The sequence below is a fragment of the Alcanivorax sp. REN37 genome (assembly GCF_041102775.1).
GTDB classification, from domain to species: Bacteria; Pseudomonadota; Gammaproteobacteria; order Pseudomonadales; family Alcanivoracaceae; genus Isoalcanivorax; species Isoalcanivorax beigongshangi.
The window spans coordinates 466987-484162 of the sequence record NZ_JBGCUO010000001.1 but is presented as its reverse complement, the minus strand read 5'-3'; the positions used below and the strand labels follow the sequence as shown (position 1 = coordinate 484162).

The window sequence follows — 17176 nt, the reverse complement described above, 5'->3', positions numbered from 1 at the left end:
CGGAGATCCAGACATGTCCCTGGGTAGCTCTATCGCCGGTCTGTTCGGTCGCTCACCGATCAAGCCACTGCAAAAGCACTACGACATAGTGCAACAGTGTGTCGCCAAGCTGAGTGACTTTTTCCAGGCCGCCATCGACAACGACTGGGATCAAGGCGCGCAGCTGCAGGCAGAAATCGCCAAGCTGGAAAACCTCGCCGACACACTCAAGAAGCAATTCCGCCTGAATCTCCCCAACAGTCTGTTCCTGCCGATGCCTCGCACCGACTTGCTGGAACTGATCTCCACCCAGGATCGGGTGGCCAACAAAGCCAAGGATATCGCCGGTCTGATGCTCGGCCGCCGCATGACCCTGCCGCCGGAGCTGGCCGACCTGATGAACGCCTACGTGGCGCGCGCCATCGACACCTCCGCACAAGCCCTCAAGGCCATCAATGAGCTCGACGAACTGCTGGAAACCGGGTTCGGCAACCCGGAAATCCGCATGATGGAAGAGCTGATCGAAGTGCTCGACGACATCGAACGGGAAACCGACCGCCAGCAGGTGCAAATCCGCGCCGTGTTGTTCCGCCTGGAACGCGAGCTGCCGCCGGTGGACGTGATGTTTCTCTACAAGATCATCGACTGGGTGGGCGAACTCGCCGACCGCGCACAGAAAGTAGGCGGTCAGCTGCACCGCATCGTCGCCAGCTGAGGAGCAGCCCGTGGACATCATCATTGCCAACAGCAGCACCATTTTGGTGCTCGCATGCGCTTTCGGCTTCCTGATGGCCTGGGGCATCGGCGCCAACGACGTCGCCAATGCCATGGGTACGTCAGTGGGCAGCCGCGCCCTGACCGTCAAACGCGCGATCCTGATCGCCATCTTCTTTGAAGCCGCCGGCGCCTACCTGGCCGGCGGCTCCGTCACCGAGACCATCCGTTCCGGCATCCTAGAAAACAGCGTGCTGGAGCAGTCTCCAGACTTGTTGGTGTTCGGCATGATGGCGTCGCTGCTGGCCGCCGGCGTGTGGCTGGCGATTGCCTCGGCGTTTGGCTGGCCGGTGTCCACCACCCATTCCATCGTCGGCGCCATCGTCGGCTTCGCCACCGTCGGCATCGGCTTCGAGGTGGTGCAGTGGGGCAAGATGAGCGGCATTGTGGCCAGCTGGATCATCTCACCGCTGTTTTCCGGGGTGGTGGCGTTCCTGCTGTTCCGCAGCGTGCAGAAGCTGATCCTCAGCCAGCCGAATCCATTCCAGCGCGCCCAGCGCATCGTGCCGGTGTACATGTTCCTGACCGGCTTCATGGTCGCCATGATGACCTTCACCAAGGGACTCAAGCACCTCGGCCTGAACCTCAGCACCGGCGGCAGCCTCGGCGCCTCGGTGCTGGCCGGCCTGATGATTGCCGGCATCGGCGCCCTGCTGCTGCGCCGCATCGAAGCACCGGCGCCCACCGGCCAGCGCTCACGCTTTGCCGGGGTGGAAAAAATCTTCGCCATCCTGATGATCTTCACCGCCTGCGCCATGGCCTTCGCCCACGGCTCCAACGACGTCGCCAATGCGGTCGGCCCGCTGGCAGCGATCTACGGCGTGCTGGCGTCTGGCGAGGGCATCGGTGCCAACACCGCGGTGCCCAACTGGATCCTGCTGCTGGGTGCCACCGGCATCGTCGTCGGCCTGGCCACGTTGGGCGTGAAAGTGATGCGCACCATCGGCACCCGCATCACCGAACTGACCCCCAGCCGTGGCTTCGCCGCCGAGCTGGGCGCCGCCTCCACGGTGGTGATTGCCTCCGGCATCGGCCTGCCGATCTCCACCACCCACGCGCTGGTCGGTGCGGTGCTCGGCGTCGGCATGGCGCGTGGCATCAGCGCCCTGAACCTGAGCGTGATCAGCACCATCTTCACCTCCTGGATCGTGACGCTGCCGGCCGGCGCCGGCCTGTCGATCCTGTTCTTCTACATCATCACTGCCGCCTTCGGCGTGTGATCCCCCCACGCCGGCCCTGCACTGCGGGGCCGGCGTGCACTATACTGGCCGCCATCCGTCTCACCGCGCAGGCCCGCACCATGACCACCCCGCCCCGGGACCCGGCCCAGGATTACGTCACCTGGTTCCGCAACTCGACGCCGTACATCAACGCTCACCGCGGCCGCACCTTTGTGGTGATGATCGCCGGTGAAGCCATCGAGTCCGGCAGCATCCAGCACATCGTCCATGACCTGGCGTTGCTCAATACGCTTGGCGTGCGACTGGTGCTGGTCCACGGCGCGCGCCCGCAGATCAGTGCGCGGCTGACCGCCCAGAACATCTACACCCGCTTCGAGCGCCATACCCGCATCACCGATGCGGCGGCGCTGGCGGCGGCGTTGGATGCGGTGGGCAACATCCGCCTGCGCATCGAAGGGCTGTTCTCCATGGGGCTGGCCAATTCGCCGATGTACAACGCCAGCCTGCAGGTGGTGTCCGGCAACTTCGTCATCGCCAAACCGGTGGGCGTGCGCGACGGCTTCGATTACCAGCACACCGGCGAAGTGCGCCGGGTGCAGGTGGACGCCATCCGCCGCCAGCTGGACGCCGGCAATCTGGTGCTGCTGTCGCCGATCGGCTGCTCGCCCACCGGCGAGCTGTTCAACATGAATTCCGAGGAAGTGGCGTCCACGGCCGCCATCGCGCTGAAAGCGGACAAGATCATCTACCTCGGCACTGCGCCGGTGTTGGACGCCAACCAGCAATTGGTGCGCGAGATCACCCCGCAGGAAGCCGGCCAGTTGCTGGCCAAGGAAGTGGTGCAGGACGCCGACACCGAGCGTCAACTGACCGCCGCCTGCCATGCGGCCAGCAACGGCGTGGCGCGTGCCCATGTGCTGGATTTCCGCGAGGACGGCGCGCTGCTGCGTGAGCTGTTCACCCGCGACGGCCACGGCACGATGGTCACCAACGAAAGCTACGAGACGCTGCGCAATGCCTACATCGAGGACGTCGGCGGCATCCTCGAACTGATCGCGCCGTTGGAGCAAGCCGGGGTGCTGGTGCGCCGCTCCCGCGAGCGACTGGAAGCCGAGATCAAACGGTTCACCATCGCCGAACGGGACGGCATGGTGGTGGCCTGCGCCGCCCTCTATCCGCTGGAGGACGGCCGCAGCGGTGAAGTGGCCTGCTTCGCTGTGCACCCGGACTACCGTGGCGGTGGCCGCGGCGCCAAGCTGCTCGGCCATCTGGAAAAACGCGCCCGCGCCCAAGGCATGCGCACGCTCTATGTGCTGTCCACCCAGGCCATGCACTGGTTCCAGGAACAGGGCTTCGAGCCGATCGACGTGGACGCGCTGCCGGGCGAGCGCAAGAGCCTGTACAACTACCAGCGCAATTCCAAGGTGTTCGCCAAGCCACTGTAAGCCGTGCTTGGCTGACAAAAAACGGCGGACCGGCGTGGCCGGAGCCGCCGTTTTTTTCAGGGTGCGCGCCAGTCTTCACCCCCGAAGGCTAGCGCGCCTTCACCGCAGCACCTGTCCGTTCCCGGCGTGCGCCAAGCCAGACCGGTCTTTTCCGTCGGCGCCCTCGGCCACCCGACCCCTCTGTTTCGGTGCCCGCCCTACTCAGGCCGCAGACGCCGCCACCCGTAACGTCCACCCCCACCTCAAGCCACCAAGCCGCAGCGCGGCTGTGCCCGTTGTGTCACCGCCGCACCGTCGCTACAGACCGCAGCCATCCTGCGCTACAATCGCGGTTTCCCGCCGGCTTCCCGGACCCGCAACGCAGACGAGAATTGACATGCCTGAGTACCGCTCCCGCACCTCTACCCACGGTCGCAACATGGCTGGCGCGCGTGCCCTGTGGCGCGCCACCGGCATGAAGGACGATGACTTCAGCAAGCCGATCATCGCCATTGCCAACTCCTTCACCCAGTTCGTGCCCGGCCACGTGCACCTGAAGGACATGGGCCAACTGGTGGCGCGGGAAATCGAAGCCGCCGGCGGCGTCGCCAAGGAATTCAACACCATCGCCGTGGACGACGGCATCGCCATGGGCCACGACGGCATGCTGTACTCGCTGCCGAGCCGCGACATCATTGCCGACTCGGTGGAGTACATGGTCAACGCCCACTGCGCTGATGCCATCGTCTGCATTTCCAACTGCGACAAAATCACCCCCGGCATGCTGATGGCTGCCATGCGCCTGAACATCCCGGTGGTGTTCGTTTCCGGTGGTCCGATGGAAGCCGGCAAGACCCGCCTCGGCGACACCAAGCTGGACCTGGTCGACGCCATGGTGATGGCCGCCGACGACAGCGTCGACGACGAGACCGTGGCCGAAATCGAGCGCAGCGCCTGCCCCACCTGTGGCAGCTGCTCCGGCATGTTTACCGCCAACTCCATGAACTGCCTCACCGAAGCGCTGGGTCTGGCGCTGCCGGGCAACGGCTCACTGCTGGCCACCCACGCCGACCGCCGCGAGCTGTTCCTGGAAGCCGGCCGCCTGGTAGTGACGCTGGCGCGCCGCTACTACGAGCAGGACGACACCTCGGTGCTGCCGCGCAACGTGGCCAGTTTTGCCGCGTTCGAGAACGCCATGGCGCTGGACATCGCCATGGGCGGTTCCACCAATACCGTGCTGCACCTGCTGGCTGCCGCGCAGGAAGGCAACGTTGATTTCACCATGCAGGACATCGACCGCTTGTCCCGCAAGGTGCCGTGCCTGTCCAAGGTTGCGCCCGCTACCCAGCTCTACCACATGGAAGATGTCCACCGCGCCGGCGGCGTGATGGGCATCCTCGGTGAGCTGGACCGCGCTGGCCTGCTCAACCGCGATACCTTCACCGTGCACAGCCCGACCATGGCCGACGCACTGGAAAAGTACGACATCATGCGCACCAAGGATGAAGCGGTGCTGCACATGTTCAGCGCCGGCCCGGCCGGCATCCCGACCCAGACCGCGTTCAGTCAGGACACCCGTTGGCCGTCGCTGGACAACGACCGCGCCAACGGCTGCATCCGCAGCAAAGAGCACGCCTACAGCCAAGACGGTGGTCTGGCAGTGCTGTTCGGCAACATCGCCGAGCGCGGCTGCATCGTGAAAACCGCCGGGGTGGATGACTCCATTTTGGTGTTCACCGGTCGCGCGCGGGTGTTCGAGAGCCAGGATTCCGCGGTGCGCGCCATCCTCGGCGACCAGATCGTCGCCGGCGACGTGGTGGTGATCCGCTATGAAGGCCCGAAAGGCGGCCCGGGCATGCAGGAGATGCTGTACCCGACCAGCTACCTGAAATCCAAGGGCCTGGGCAAAGCCTGTGCGCTGCTCACCGACGGTCGCTTCTCCGGCGGCACCTCCGGCCTGTCGATCGGCCACGCCTCGCCGGAAGCCGCCGAAGGCGGTGCCATCGCGCTGGTGAACGAGGGCGACACCCTCCACATCGATATTCCCCAGCGCATCATCCGGCTGGAGGTGTCCGACGAAGAGCTGGCCGCCCGCCGTGCACAGATGGAGGCCCGTGGCGGCTTGGCGTGGAAACCGCGCGAAATGCGCACCCGCCAAGTGTCCACCGCACTGAAAGCCTACGCGGCACTGGCCACCAGCGCCGACCGTGGCGCAGTGCGTGACCTGTCCCAGATCGGCATCAAGTAAGCCCCGCTTCCCCACCGGCCAAGCGCCGGTGGGGTTTCATGCTTTCGGCGGCTGCCGTCAGCCTGCCAGCCATGGCACTCTTGGCAACGCTCCACCCACAACAACATTCCAGGAGGTCCCATGACCACAGCATATTGGGCGATGCTTGCAGCCATCTTGCTGCCGTACCTGTTCACGTTCTTTGCCAAGTTCCGCGGCGATTTTGGTCCCAAACAAAACCACAACCCGCGCGAGTTCCTGCAGACCCTGCAAGGGTCCCGCCAACGCGCCAACTGGGCGCAGCAAAACAGCTTTGAAATCACCCCCGCGTTCTTGGCGGCGGTGCTGGTGGCACACACCATCGGTCAGATCGCCCAGCCGACGCTGGACCAACTGGCGGTGGCGTTCGTGATCAGCCGTCTGGTGTACGGCCTCTGCTACATCGCCGACCTGGCCATTCTGCGGTCGCTGGTGTGGTTCGTTGGCGTTGCCATCATCGTCGCGCTGTTCGTGATGAGCGCGGGCTGAGGCAGCCGGGGCGGTCGTCAGCGGCCGCCCCTTCAACGATGCGCATCACCGTCCGCCATCTGTCCGAAGGGTTCGACGCCGGCCCCGAAGACACGCTGTTGGAGGCCGGTCGCCGCGCCGGTTTCGGTTTCCCCCACGCCTGCCGCAACGGCAATTGCCTGCGCTGCCAGGGCACCCTGCTGCACGGTAAGGTGCGCCAGCGGATCGGCAATTTGGCCAGTGCCGAACAACACCTCTGCGCCACCCCGGAATCACCTTGTCAGGTGCTATACTGCGTCGCTTATGCCTTGAGTGATTGCGAGATTGACGTGCCGGATGTCACCGCGCCGGGCCAGTTGCCGGTGTTTGAAGTAGCTTGCCAAGTCCACGCCATCGACCCCCTCAGCCCGGATGTCAGCCGGGTACTGCTGCGGCTGCCCGCCGGCCGCAAAGTACGCTGGTATGCCGGCCAGTACCTGTTGTTGCAGGTGCCGGGCGGCAGCCTGTCCGCGTTCTCGATCGCCAATCCGGCACCGGCGCGGATGCTGGAGCTGCACGTGCGCCACCCCGCTGGCCAAGCCTCCACCGACCACCTGATGGCCGCACTGGCCGAGCACGCCACGGTGCAGGTGACGTTGCCGCAGGGCACCCGCCACTTGGGCGAACACCCGTCGACGCGGCCGCAGTGGTTCATCTGCGGCTCCACTGGCTTTGCGCCGGTGAAGGCCATGATCGAGCAGCTGCTGACACTGCCCTCACCGCCGCCGATTCGTCTGTACTGGGGCGCCCGCCAACAGCCGGACCTGTACCTGGAGTCGCTGGCGCGCCACTGGGCAGCCGAGCACGGCATTGCGCTGGTACTGGCGCTGTCCGACCTGCCGCAGGCGGGCTACGTGCACGGACTGGTGCAGGAGCCGGTGCTGGCGGACCTGCCGCACCACGCCTGGGGCGAATTCCATGTGGCCGGCTCGCCGCCGATGGCCTGGGCCGTGCATGATGCGCTGGCGGCCGCCGGTGTGCCCCGTGCCGATATCCATTCCGATGTGTTTGATTACGCGCCCCGCGATTGAGGGGTGGGAGTCGTGATGCGCTACCAGAGTCCCCATGCCAATGCCGTGTTCGACCAGCCCCGCACGGCGGTGCTGCTGGTCAACCTGGGCACCCCTGATGCCCCCACTCCGGCGGCCCTGCGCCGCTACCTGAAGGAGTTCCTGTGGGACCCGCGAGTAGTGGAGATCCCGCGCCTGCCGTGGTGGCTGATCCTCAACCTGCTGGTGCTGCGACTGCGGCCAAAGCGCTCCGCTGCCGCTTATCGCACCGTCTGGACCGAGCGCGGCTCGCCGCTGCTGTTCCATACCCAGGACCAGTGCGATCGGTTGCGTGAGGCACTGCAAGCACAGTACCCGCAGCTGGAGGTGGCGTTTGCCATGCGCTACGGCTCACCGTCGCTGCCGCAGGAGCTGGACCGCCTGCAAGCCGCCGGCGTGGACAAGCTGATCGTGCTGCCGCTTTACCCGCAGTATTCCGGTTCCACCACCGGCTCGGTGGTGGACGCCCTCGGCGCGCATTTCCGCCGGCGCCGCTGGGTGCCGAGCCTGCATGTGGTCGGCGAGTACCATCGCCACCCGGCCTATATCGAGGCGCTGGCGGAACAGGTGGAGCAGTACTGGGCACGCCATGGTCGCGGCGACCGCTTGGTGTTTTCCTTCCACGGCGTGCCGGAGCGTTATGCCACCGCCGGCGATCCCTACCCGGTGCAGTGCCACGCCACTGCCGCGTTGCTGGCAGCGCGGCTGGGTCTGGCCGAGGATGCGTGGCAAACCACCTTCCAATCCCGCTTCGGCAAAGCCAAATGGCTAACGCCCTACACCGACCAAACCATGAAAGCGCTGCCCGGCCAGGGCGTGAAACACGTGCAGCTGTTCTGCCCTGGCTTCTCGGCGGACTGCTTGGAAACGCTGGAGGAAATCGCGGTGGAAAACCGTGGTTACTTCATCGAGGCCGGTGGCGAGCGATTCGAATACATCAGCGCACTCAACGCTGAACCGCGCCACATCAACATGATGGCCGCGGTACTGGCGGCGCCGCTGGCCGACTGGGCTGATCGCAGTCACAGCTGATTACACGACCGCCGGCCCCAAAACCAACAAGCCCCGCAGAAGCGGGGCTTGTTGCAATCAGCAGTGCGCTTACTCGGCGCTCGGCAACGCCCGCCGCCGTGGCAGCGGCAACACCGGTAGCGCATGGCCTTCCACCAGCAATGCTTGGCGGTAACTTTCCGGCACCGCGTCGCCTTCACCCAGGGCTTCCAGCAACCGCACTAACTCGGCACGGGCACTGACGCTGCCGGCAGCAGCACCTTGTTCGAAGTAACGCCGCGCCTGGCCCCACAGCTGGGCTTTCAGCGCAATACGGCCGCCGGTGAGCAGCACCACCGGATGACGCGGATGGGCCTGCAGCCACTCTTCGATCTGCGCCAGCAACCGGTCCGGCGAAATATCGTTGATCGCTTCCAGCACCGCCGGCAAACCGTCATCCCACTGGTGGGACAGCGCCGTAACGATACGTTTGAGCGCCGCTTCGCCATCACCGAACTGGGCCAAGTAACCGGCGTATTGCGCGCACAACACCGGCTCGCGATGCAGCGGCTGTGGCATTTTCTTCCACAGTCGGGTGAGTGCGTTGCGGCGCGCTTCATTGTTGTCATAGCTGGGGCTGTTGGCGGTCTGGCGCATGCGCGATTGCCAAGCACGGCGCTCACGCAGGTCCAGTTGCGGGGTTGGATGCAGCCGGCGTAGCTGCGGGATCAAATCACACAGCGCGGCCCAGTCGCCTTCACGGGTACAGGCTTCCATCAGCATCGTCAGCAACACGGTGCTGTCACCGTAGCGGCTGCGCATCGCTTGCAGGTGTTCGCGAGCGCGCGCCGGCACACCATCATTGAGCGCAAAACGCGCCGCCAGCAGCGCCGCTGGCAGCTCGCCACGCGGGTACTCGGCCGCAGCGCGCAACCAGTAGCGTTCGGCGTGGCCATCGCCCCGCTGGCGAGCCGCCACGGTGGCACCGAGCAGTGCGGGCAGCGGCCACTCACTGTGATTGGCAGCGTGCTCGAGCCGGTCTTCAGCATCACGCCAATTACCTTCCGCGAGATGCATCAGCCCTTCGCGCATCGATTTGAGGCCGGCGCGACGACGGCGCCAGGGGCCCCAGCTGGCCGGCGTCAGCAGCCGCCACAGCGGCACCGCGATCAACGTCAGCAGCACCAATACCAAGGCTGCCAGGAACACACACAGCACCAAAAAACTCACCGAGGTGGTGACTTCGGTGTTGCCGTGCACGATCAGCACGTAGCCGGGGTCTTTCAGCAACGTCTGGCCCAATACCAGCACCGCGCCGACCACCACCAATACCAGCAGTGCCAAGCCCAGCAGCAGTTTCTTCATGAGCGGTCCCCATCGCGCAGCGCGTCACGGGCTGCGCGCATGGCGCGCAGGCCGTGACCGAGTTCCGGCAATGCGCGCGCCACCGACAGTCCCTGCAGCGTTTCCAACTGATCACTGAAGTTGGCCACCATCGGGTCCTGCTCATCGAACCATTCGTTGACCAGCGACTCGGCGCGCTGCAGCGCCCCGGCATAAAGCGGGCCGCTACCGCGCAGTACCGCCAGGCGCGCTTCCTGCAACGAAGATTCCAGCATCACCCGCACCAGTTGGCGGGTGGCGTCGTCCATCGGTACCGGTGCGTTGTCCTGGTGACGGCGCACCTGCAGCGGCAGATGATGCACCAGCCGCTGCCACCAACTGGCGTCGTCCGGCGGCGGCGCGATGGCGGCTTCCAATTGCTCCAGCGTCGCCGGGCGCGTAGTGGCCAGACGCTCCACCTGCTGCTCCAGCCCTTGCAGGCGCAGCACCACAGTGACGGCATCGAGGTGGTCTGCCGCGCCCAGTGCGGCGAGATCCTTGGCCAATTCAGCGCGCAGTCGGGTCACCCCGGGCACGTCAGCGCCGGATAGCAACTCATCGGCAGCATTGTAGAGACGGCGCGACGCGGCGCTGTCACCGCTCAGCAGCAATTGCTGCTCAGCTAGATTCGCCAACGACATGGCTTCGTTCAGCAGCCGGCGCTGTTCGTCGCGGGCGTTGCCTTGGCTCTGCACCACCTGTGGCGTCGGCCGCGCGTCGAGCTCCTGCAACTGGGCGGACAACTGCGCCAGCTTGCGCTCCAGCGCCTGCTGCTGGCTGCTCAACTCACCCAATTGCTGCTGTTGCTGCTGCTCCACCCGGCCCAGCTCTGGCTTCCAGCCGTCACCGGCATGGCGCTGGGTTTGGTACAGCTCCCACCACTGCCAAGAGAAGAAGGCACCGGCGGCGATCAACAGCAGCAACAATAGCCAACCGAGCTTCTTCCACGGGCTGCCGCGGCGTTTGGCCGGCGTTGCGCGGGGCGGAATCGGCGGGCGTTTCGGGGCGGTACCGGGGGGAGCGGTCTGCGCCGCTTTATCGTCAGCGGCCGTTACGGGCTGCTCAGGTGCTGGATTAGACATGCCACCATATCCTCATCATGCGGGCTGTCTGCCACGGCAATTCGTTCAAATCCCGCCGCGCCGATGGCAGCACCGATGCGGGCGCTACCGGCCACATAGAGCATTTCCGGGTCGGGGGAATGGTTCAGCAGACACTGCCAGCTTTCTACACTGGTCACCAGTGCTGCGGCCAGCTTTTCGGGTGGCCATTTAAAATCTTTTGCGCAATCGCGCTGGTACAACGCCACGCGATCCACCTCGGCACCGCGGGCACGCAATGTTTCGGTGAGCAACATGCGGCCACCGTCACCGCACAGCACCAGCACTTTCCAACCGGCCACATGTTGCAGTTGCGGCAGCTCCAGCACCGCTTCGGAGTTGAACCCGGTGGGCGGACTGATCACATCCAGGCCTTCGGCGCGCAGAGCCGCTGCGGTGGCATCACCCACCGCCAGCCAGTGCACATCCACCGGCCACTGCGGCCAGAAGTCGCGCAGCGCTTCGACTCCGAAACGCACCGCATTGGGGCTGACGAAAAACACCCCTTGATACTGGTCGAGATCTAACAGCCGGGTGCGGTCCGCTGCCGCCAGCGGCAGCGGCGACAACGTCAGCGTCGGTTGGTGACTGGCGTGGAAGCCGGCCGCCTGCAGCAGCGCCATGATGGCATGCTGCTGACCTTGCGGCCGAGTGACCAGCACATGCTGAGTCATTGCGGCGCGTGCCCGTAAACCGCAGCGAGGATACGGCCGGCGCCCTGTGACAGCAGCGTTTCCGCCACCGCGATGCCAAGCGCTTCGGCCTCGCCACGGGGTGCCTGCTGCTGCGCGCGCAGCACTTCGCTGCCGTCTTCGCTGGCGACCAAGGCGCGCAGCGTCAGGGTATCGCCCTCCAACTCCGCGAAGGCGGCAATCGGCACTTGGCAGCCACCTTCCAGCCGGCGGTTCAGGGCGCGCTCGGCCACCACGCAATCCCAAGTGTCGACATCATTGAGCGGCACCAGCAACGCATGCACCCGCGGATCCTCACTGCGGCATTCAATGCCGACGGCGCCCTGACCCACCGCCGGCAGGCTTTGCTCGGCGGACAGCTCGTGACGAATGCGGTCGGTCAACTCCAGTCGCTTGAGGCCGGCGGCGGCCAGCAGGATGCCGTCGAACTCGCCGGCGTCGAGTTTGCCGAGCCGGGTCTGCACGTTGCCGCGCAAACTCAGCACCTGCAGATCCGGACGCCAGGCTTGCAGCTGTGCCGAGCGGCGCAGGCTAGAGGTGCCCACGCGCGCGCCCTGCGGCAGGTCTTCCAGACGTGCGTAATCATTGGATACAAATGCATCACGCGGATCATGGCGCGCACAGATCACCGGCAGGCACAGCCCGTCCGGCAGCACCATCGGCACGTCCTTCATCGAATGTACGGCGATATCGGCACGGCCATCGAGCATCGCCTCTTCCAGTTCTTTCACGAACAGGCCCTTGCCACCGATCTTGGCCAGCGGCGTATCGAGGATCTTGTCGCCCTGGGTTTTGATGCGCACCAGCTCCACCGCCAACTCCGGATGCAGCGCCTGCAGTTCTGATTTGACGAACTCGGCCTGCCACACAGCAAGCGGACTGGAGCGGGTGGCGATGCGAAGCACAGATGCGGTCATGACAGGTCCTCGGTCGAATGCGCGGGGCTGCCCCGGCGGGGCCGTTTCAAGGGCGGCAGTGTACCGCAAACACTGCCTGCCTGCGTCCGCACCGCCCCACCATTGACCTATGGACAAGCCTCGTCAGCGCCCTACACTGCGCTCACCCCCTGGTCTGGAGAAAGTCATGACGGCACCGAGAATTCTGGTGGTCGGCGGCGGCGCCGGCGGCCTGCCCTTGGTCACCTTCCTCGGCAAGCGGCTCGGCCGTAAACAATTGGCCGATGTGGTGCTGATCGACAGCAATACCAACCACGTCTGGAAGCCGCGCTATCACGAGGTCGCCACCGGCGCCATCGACGCCGATTTGGATGCGGTGGATTTCCGCGCCCACGCCCGTCTCAACCATTACCGCTTTGTGCCCGGCGCGCTTACCGCGGTGGATACCGCCGCACGCAGCGTGACGCTGGCGGCGGTGGTGGGTGCCAACGGCCAGACCGTGCTGCCGGAACGCACCATGGATTACGACTACTTGGTGCTGGCGCTGGGCAGCCAGAGCAATGACTTCAACACCCCCGGCGTGCGCGAGCATGCCATGTTCATGGACAGCCGCCGCCAGGCCGAGCGGTTCCGCGAGCGCTTCCTTAATGCCTGCATGCAGGCGGATTTCGAGAACCGCCCGCTGTCGATCGCCATCGTCGGCGGCGGCGCCACCGGCGTAGAGCTGGCGGCGGAACTGCACCACGCGGTGTCGATGCTCAAGCTCTACGGCCACGAGCACCTCGACCGCCGGCGCCTGAATGTGCACCTGATCGAGGCCACCTCACGGCTGCTGCCGGCGCTGCCGGAAAAAGTATCGTCTTCGGCCCGTTCCCATCTGGAGCGGCTGGGCGTGAAGGTGCACACCGACACGCTGGTGGAGTGCGCCGAAGCCGGCGCCTTTGTGGTCAAAGGCGGCGAGCGCATCGAAGGCGATTTGCTGGTGTGGGCGGCCGGCGTGAAAGCACCGGACGTGCTCAGCAGCCTGCAAGGCTTCAGCTTCAACCGCATCGGCCAGATCGACGTGGAGCCGACGCTGCAGGCACGCGGCCATGAACAGGTGTATGTGATCGGCGACAGCGCCAGCTGCATCCTGCCCGGCAGCGAGCGGCCGTTGCCGCCACGCGCACAAACCGCGCAGCAAATGGCGCACCATTTGGCCAAGAGCTTGGAAGGCGTCGTCCTACGTGGCCGCACGCCGACGCCGTTCGTCTACCGCGACCGCGGTTCGCTGGTGTCGCTGAGCAAGTACTCCTCGGTGGGCACGCTGATCCCCACCGCCAAGGGCAGCAACCTGTTCATCGAAGGCGCCTTGGCACGCTGGGCGTACATCAGCCTGTACCGCATGCACCAAGCCGCCCTGTACGGCTGGCCGCGCACGGTGATGCTGCTGATCGCTGGCCGCTTCAACCGTCTGGTGCGTCCGCGCCTGAAGCTGCACTGAGCCTGCCCGCGGGCGGCACCCCTGCCGCCCGCAACAATTTCTTACACCTCGCAAGCTGCTGATATCGCTGCATAAAGCCAGCGTCGGCGACACTGTCTCTGCCGTTTGATGAACTTTCCCTTGCCGCCGGCCTCACAGTGACTGTGACCGCACTGTGCCAGCCTTGGTCCGAGGACTGACACAGCCACGGTGGCAACCGGCTCTGCCAACTGGTCCCTGGCTGCAGCCACTGTCACCACTGCGGTCACCGCCTCTTCCAGGCCGGGTGGCAACCGCCATCCGGCCGTGCAGGGGCAGCATCATCGCAAGCTGAATGAAAGGCAGATAAAGCACGACACTACTGAACAGTCCTGGTCCGTCTGTTCAGACTTAAGGGCGCCCTCGGGCGCCCTCTTTTATTGCCGGATCAGCGGAAAAAGCGCCGCAGCAGACCACTGACGATGCCGGGCTCCAGCACCTTGCGCACATAAGGCACGTAATGGCGGTCCTCGCGCTTGATGTGATTGATCAGCCACAGGCCGATATCGATGCGCACCTCGCGCGCCAGCTTCATCGGCTCCTCGCCATGATCCAAGCGCGCCACATACCCGAGCGCCCGTAGCCGAAACGCTTCGTGGACGCGGCGGTGGGCCGTCAACATCGGGTAACCCGCCTGCTCCATCAGGCTTTCCTCAAAGGTGTTGTGGGAAATGGCGTAGTCCACCAGCCCGCGCACCACCACCGGCAATTGATCCAACTGGCCAGCGCCGATTTGGTCCTCAATCAAAGCGAAATACTCGAACAGCTGCCGGTGCTGCTGATCAATGATGTCGATGCCGGTTTCGTAGTCTTGCGACCACTGCAACGTGACCGTGGCGTTCATTCGCCGTCCTCCCACTGCGTCCCTGTGTCAGCCATTGGCGCGGGCAGCCACTGCCTGCGCCGCTCCACACTGTAGGCAGACGCGTGGGCGCAGGATTGATCTCCATCAGCTAAAGCAGGGGCACGGGAGCGGTTTCCGACCGGCGGCCAGATCCGCCAGCGAACACGAAATGACGCCTGTTGCGGGGTCAGCGCACCCGCGCCGACAGCGACTCCGGCTGCACCAGCCGACCGGTGAGCGGCAGACGGATTTCCACGCACAGGCCGCCTTGGCGGTGGTTGCTCAGGCGCATGTGGCCGTGGTGCATGTCGACAATGCGGCGCACGATCGCCAGCCCCAAACCAGAACCCGTGACGGTGCGAGCTTTTTCACCGCGCGAGAACGGTTGCAGCAGCACCGGGATGTCTTCTGGCCGAATGCCGGGGCCGTGGTCGCGCACCATCATCACCACATCCTGCCCCTGCACGAAGGTGGTGATTTCCACCGGCGGCGCGCCGTACTTGAGCGCATTGGTGAGCAAGTTGGTGATCAAGCGGCGCATGGTCAGCCGCTTGAGCATCAGCCGCGGCACCCGGCCTAGGGTCAGATGGCATTCGAGGTCGTCAAAGCGACTGACGCAGTCTTCGATCAGTTCATTGATGTTGTCGTACACCGCCGGCTCGTCAGCGCCATCGCGGATAAAGCCGATGAACTGTTCGAGGATCGCGTCCATGTCTTCGATGTCGCCGATGATGCCGTGGGACAGCTCCTCATCGTCAATGAACTCTGCCGACAGCCGCATCCGCGTCAGCGGCGTGCGCAAGTCATGGGACACCCCGGCCAGCAACAACGCCCGGTCGCGCTGGGCCTGCGCCAACTCCTGCGCCATGCGGTTGAAGGCGCGGCTCACGGCGTTGATTTCTTCCGGGCCGTCACGGTCATTCAGCGCTGGCACCGAATCGCCGCGCGCGACCACTGCCGCCACCTGCTCCAGCCGTTTCAGCGGCCGGTTCAAACCACGCGCAATCAGCAACCCGGCCAGCACCGAGAACAGCGGCACGGTGACGCCCCAGCCGATCATCAAATAACGATCGTAGTCGCGGAAAAACGTCATCGGCACCCGCAGCCAGTGGCCGTCAAACGAGGCGGCGTTGATCCAAATCACCGGTCGCCGCGAATCCTCGAAACGCACCTGCACCGGCTCGCCGAGCAACTCTTCGATTTCTTCGCGGAAGCTGCTGACCACCGGGCGCGAGATCAGCGGAATCTCGCCGTCGTCAGCATCCGGCGGTGTCGCCGCCATGATGCCCGACACCTCGCCGAGCCGGGTCGACGCCTCGGTGTCGCGGCTGTCGGGGTACAGCGTCAGCTCGGCTTGCAACACCGCCAGACGGGAATATTCACGGATGCCGGGCAAGTAAGCGTTGCGGGCAAAAAACCACAGCGTCAGCACCTGGGTGAGCAGGATCACCAAGGCCACCACCCAGGCGGAACGGGCAAAAGATGTTCGTGGAACCAGACGCACAGGCAGCTCACTCGACAACGGACGCTGGCCGCCATGCTAACCGATGGTCGGCGGCGACGCGCGCCATCTGAACAAACGCCAAGCTCCCGTTTTCCAGCCAGACACGAGAATGCGGTGTGCGCTGCAACACCCTTGCTCTATTCGATAGGGGCAAGCACCGTTGCCTGTGCTTCGACAACCGGCTCACCGGCGACGGTGTTCACTCGAACCGGTTGCTGAGCGTCTACTCCGGCGACACGCTACTGGTGGATCCCACCAGCACCCCCACGCAACACGCCGCTGGCGCCCGAGTTCAACTGGCGCAAGGTAATATGACTTGGAGTTAATGCGTCGACACTGCACGACAGCACAGCGGGCGACTAACCGGCTACTAAAAACTTGCACTGACGGTCCAATCAATCCACCAATAGCCGCAAACCCAACGAGAAATTGATGTGGAGCCACCTCGTCAGATGATGGCCGCAGAGGTCGCATCAGCGACCGTGGAATAGGTTTTCTACACTTTGGCCTAGGCGGGACGGCCTGCGGCCACCAAGCTGGCACCATCGCGAAAAAGGAGACGTTGATCTCCAACAAGGAGTTAGGAGGCGCTACCGCCCCTGCGTCACTCGGTACTTGCTGCGCATATCACCGGGCACTGTGCATCGGCAGACACAATAGTTACCGCATCCATCTGGGGTGCAAGGAGCCCTTCTTTCTCACACAGGGCTTTATCCAAAGCCATCGATGCCTCGGATCTCCAGATTAACTTCAGCTCTCCCCCATCAAGAAGTTCATACTTTCTTTTCACATAAAGGTAGCTACCACCATCACTCAACTGGTACTGACGCTCAACAATTTGAACGCCTCCTTCAGCATGAATGCTCTCCCCTATTACTACGGGATTGATGGTGTTGGGTGTCAAATCAGGATAGCTCCCCCCATACGTATCCGTAGACCGAATGCCTGAATCAGCCCAAGCGGCGCCGGATATGCAAAAAAAACACACACCAACCAGAAATAAAAACTTCATATCCCACATCTCCTTTCTCGCCTAGAACAGTTCCGTATTGGCCCATAGAAAAAAAGCATCAATGGTGTCCATAT

At 64.7% G+C, this 17176-nt stretch carries 15 protein-coding genes; 8 read left to right on the top strand and 7 right to left on the bottom strand.

Annotation, left to right across the window (positions count from 1 at the left end; all coding sequences use genetic code 11):
• Positions 1-13 precede the first annotated feature (13 nt).
• The 7 genes from AB5I84_RS02110 to hemH all read left to right on the top strand — a co-directional run bounded on the left by AB5I84_RS02110 (position 14) and on the right by hemH (position 8212).
• Positions 14-694 (top strand): TIGR00153 family protein, encoded by a 681-nt coding sequence (locus tag AB5I84_RS02110; protein ID WP_369454176.1) that lies wholly within the window; start codon positions 14-16, stop codon positions 692-694.
• A gap of 10 nt (positions 695-704) precedes the next feature.
• Positions 705-1973, top strand: a complete 1269-nt coding sequence (locus tag AB5I84_RS02105; RefSeq protein ID WP_369454175.1) for an inorganic phosphate transporter — start codon at positions 705-707, stop codon at positions 1971-1973.
• 80 nt (positions 1974-2053) lie between these two features.
• The gene (gene argA, locus AB5I84_RS02100) at positions 2054-3379 is read left to right on the top strand and encodes an amino-acid N-acetyltransferase (RefSeq protein WP_369454174.1); all 1326 of its coding nucleotides are present in this window, start codon (positions 2054-2056) and stop codon (positions 3377-3379) included.
• Positions 3380-3755: 376 nt separating this feature from the next.
• Positions 3756-5606, top strand: a complete 1851-nt coding sequence (gene ilvD, locus AB5I84_RS02095; RefSeq protein ID WP_369454173.1) for a dihydroxy-acid dehydratase — start codon at positions 3756-3758, stop codon at positions 5604-5606.
• Positions 5607-5726: 120 nt separating this feature from the next.
• Positions 5727-6113 carry an MAPEG family protein gene (locus AB5I84_RS02090; protein ID WP_369454172.1) on the top strand — a complete coding sequence of 129 codons (387 nt, stop codon included), beginning with the start codon at positions 5727-5729 and terminating at the stop codon, positions 6111-6113.
• A gap of 38 nt (positions 6114-6151) precedes the next feature.
• Positions 6152-7162, top strand: a complete 1011-nt coding sequence (locus AB5I84_RS02085; protein ID WP_369454171.1) for a 2Fe-2S iron-sulfur cluster-binding protein — start codon at positions 6152-6154, stop codon at positions 7160-7162.
• 15 nt (positions 7163-7177) lie between these two features.
• Positions 7178-8212: a ferrochelatase gene (gene hemH, locus AB5I84_RS02080; RefSeq protein WP_369454170.1), complete on the top strand. Its 1035-nt coding sequence runs from the start codon at positions 7178-7180 to the stop codon at positions 8210-8212.
• 69 nt (positions 8213-8281) lie between these two features.
• On the opposite strand, the gene AB5I84_RS02075 is transcribed toward hemH, so the two are convergent.
• The 4 genes from AB5I84_RS02075 to hemC are packed head-to-tail and all read right to left on the bottom strand — an operon-like array spanning position 8282 to position 12262.
• A complete protein-coding gene (locus tag AB5I84_RS02075) occupies positions 8282-9535 on the bottom strand; it encodes a heme biosynthesis HemY N-terminal domain-containing protein (RefSeq protein ID WP_369454169.1) in 1254 nt (417 codons plus the stop codon).
• The gene (locus AB5I84_RS02070) at positions 9532-10635 is read right to left on the bottom strand and encodes a uroporphyrinogen-III C-methyltransferase (RefSeq protein WP_369454168.1); all 1104 of its coding nucleotides are present in this window, start codon (positions 10633-10635) and stop codon (positions 9532-9534) included. The genes AB5I84_RS02075 and AB5I84_RS02070 overlap by 4 nt, the downstream gene beginning before the upstream one ends.
• Positions 10605-11327 (bottom strand): uroporphyrinogen-III synthase, encoded by a 723-nt coding sequence (locus tag AB5I84_RS02065; protein ID WP_369454167.1) that lies wholly within the window; start codon positions 11325-11327, stop codon positions 10605-10607. Before AB5I84_RS02065 ends, AB5I84_RS02070 begins: the two co-directional genes overlap by 31 nt.
• Positions 11324-12262, bottom strand: a complete 939-nt coding sequence (gene hemC, locus AB5I84_RS02060; protein ID WP_369454166.1) for a hydroxymethylbilane synthase — start codon at positions 12260-12262, stop codon at positions 11324-11326. Before hemC ends, AB5I84_RS02065 begins: the two co-directional genes overlap by 4 nt.
• A gap of 166 nt (positions 12263-12428) precedes the next feature.
• On the opposite strand from hemC, the gene AB5I84_RS02055 reads away from it, so the two are divergent.
• A complete protein-coding gene (locus tag AB5I84_RS02055; protein WP_369454165.1) occupies positions 12429-13724 on the top strand; it encodes an NAD(P)/FAD-dependent oxidoreductase in 1296 nt (431 codons plus the stop codon).
• Between the two features lie 406 nt (positions 13725-14130).
• On the opposite strand, the gene AB5I84_RS02050 is transcribed toward AB5I84_RS02055, so the two are convergent.
• The 3 genes from AB5I84_RS02050 to AB5I84_RS02040 form a co-directional block, all read right to left on the bottom strand.
• Positions 14131-14586, bottom strand: a complete 456-nt coding sequence (locus tag AB5I84_RS02050; RefSeq protein WP_369454164.1) for a bacteriohemerythrin — start codon at positions 14584-14586, stop codon at positions 14131-14133.
• 187 nt (positions 14587-14773) lie between these two features.
• Positions 14774-16090 (bottom strand): ATP-binding protein, encoded by a 1317-nt coding sequence (locus tag AB5I84_RS02045; RefSeq protein ID WP_369454163.1) that lies wholly within the window; start codon positions 16088-16090, stop codon positions 14774-14776.
• Between the two features lie 604 nt (positions 16091-16694).
• On the bottom strand, positions 16695-17102 hold the full coding sequence (locus AB5I84_RS02040) for a hypothetical protein (RefSeq protein WP_369454162.1): 408 nt from the start codon (positions 17100-17102) through the stop codon (positions 16695-16697).
• Between the last annotated feature and the right edge of the window lie 74 nt (positions 17103-17176).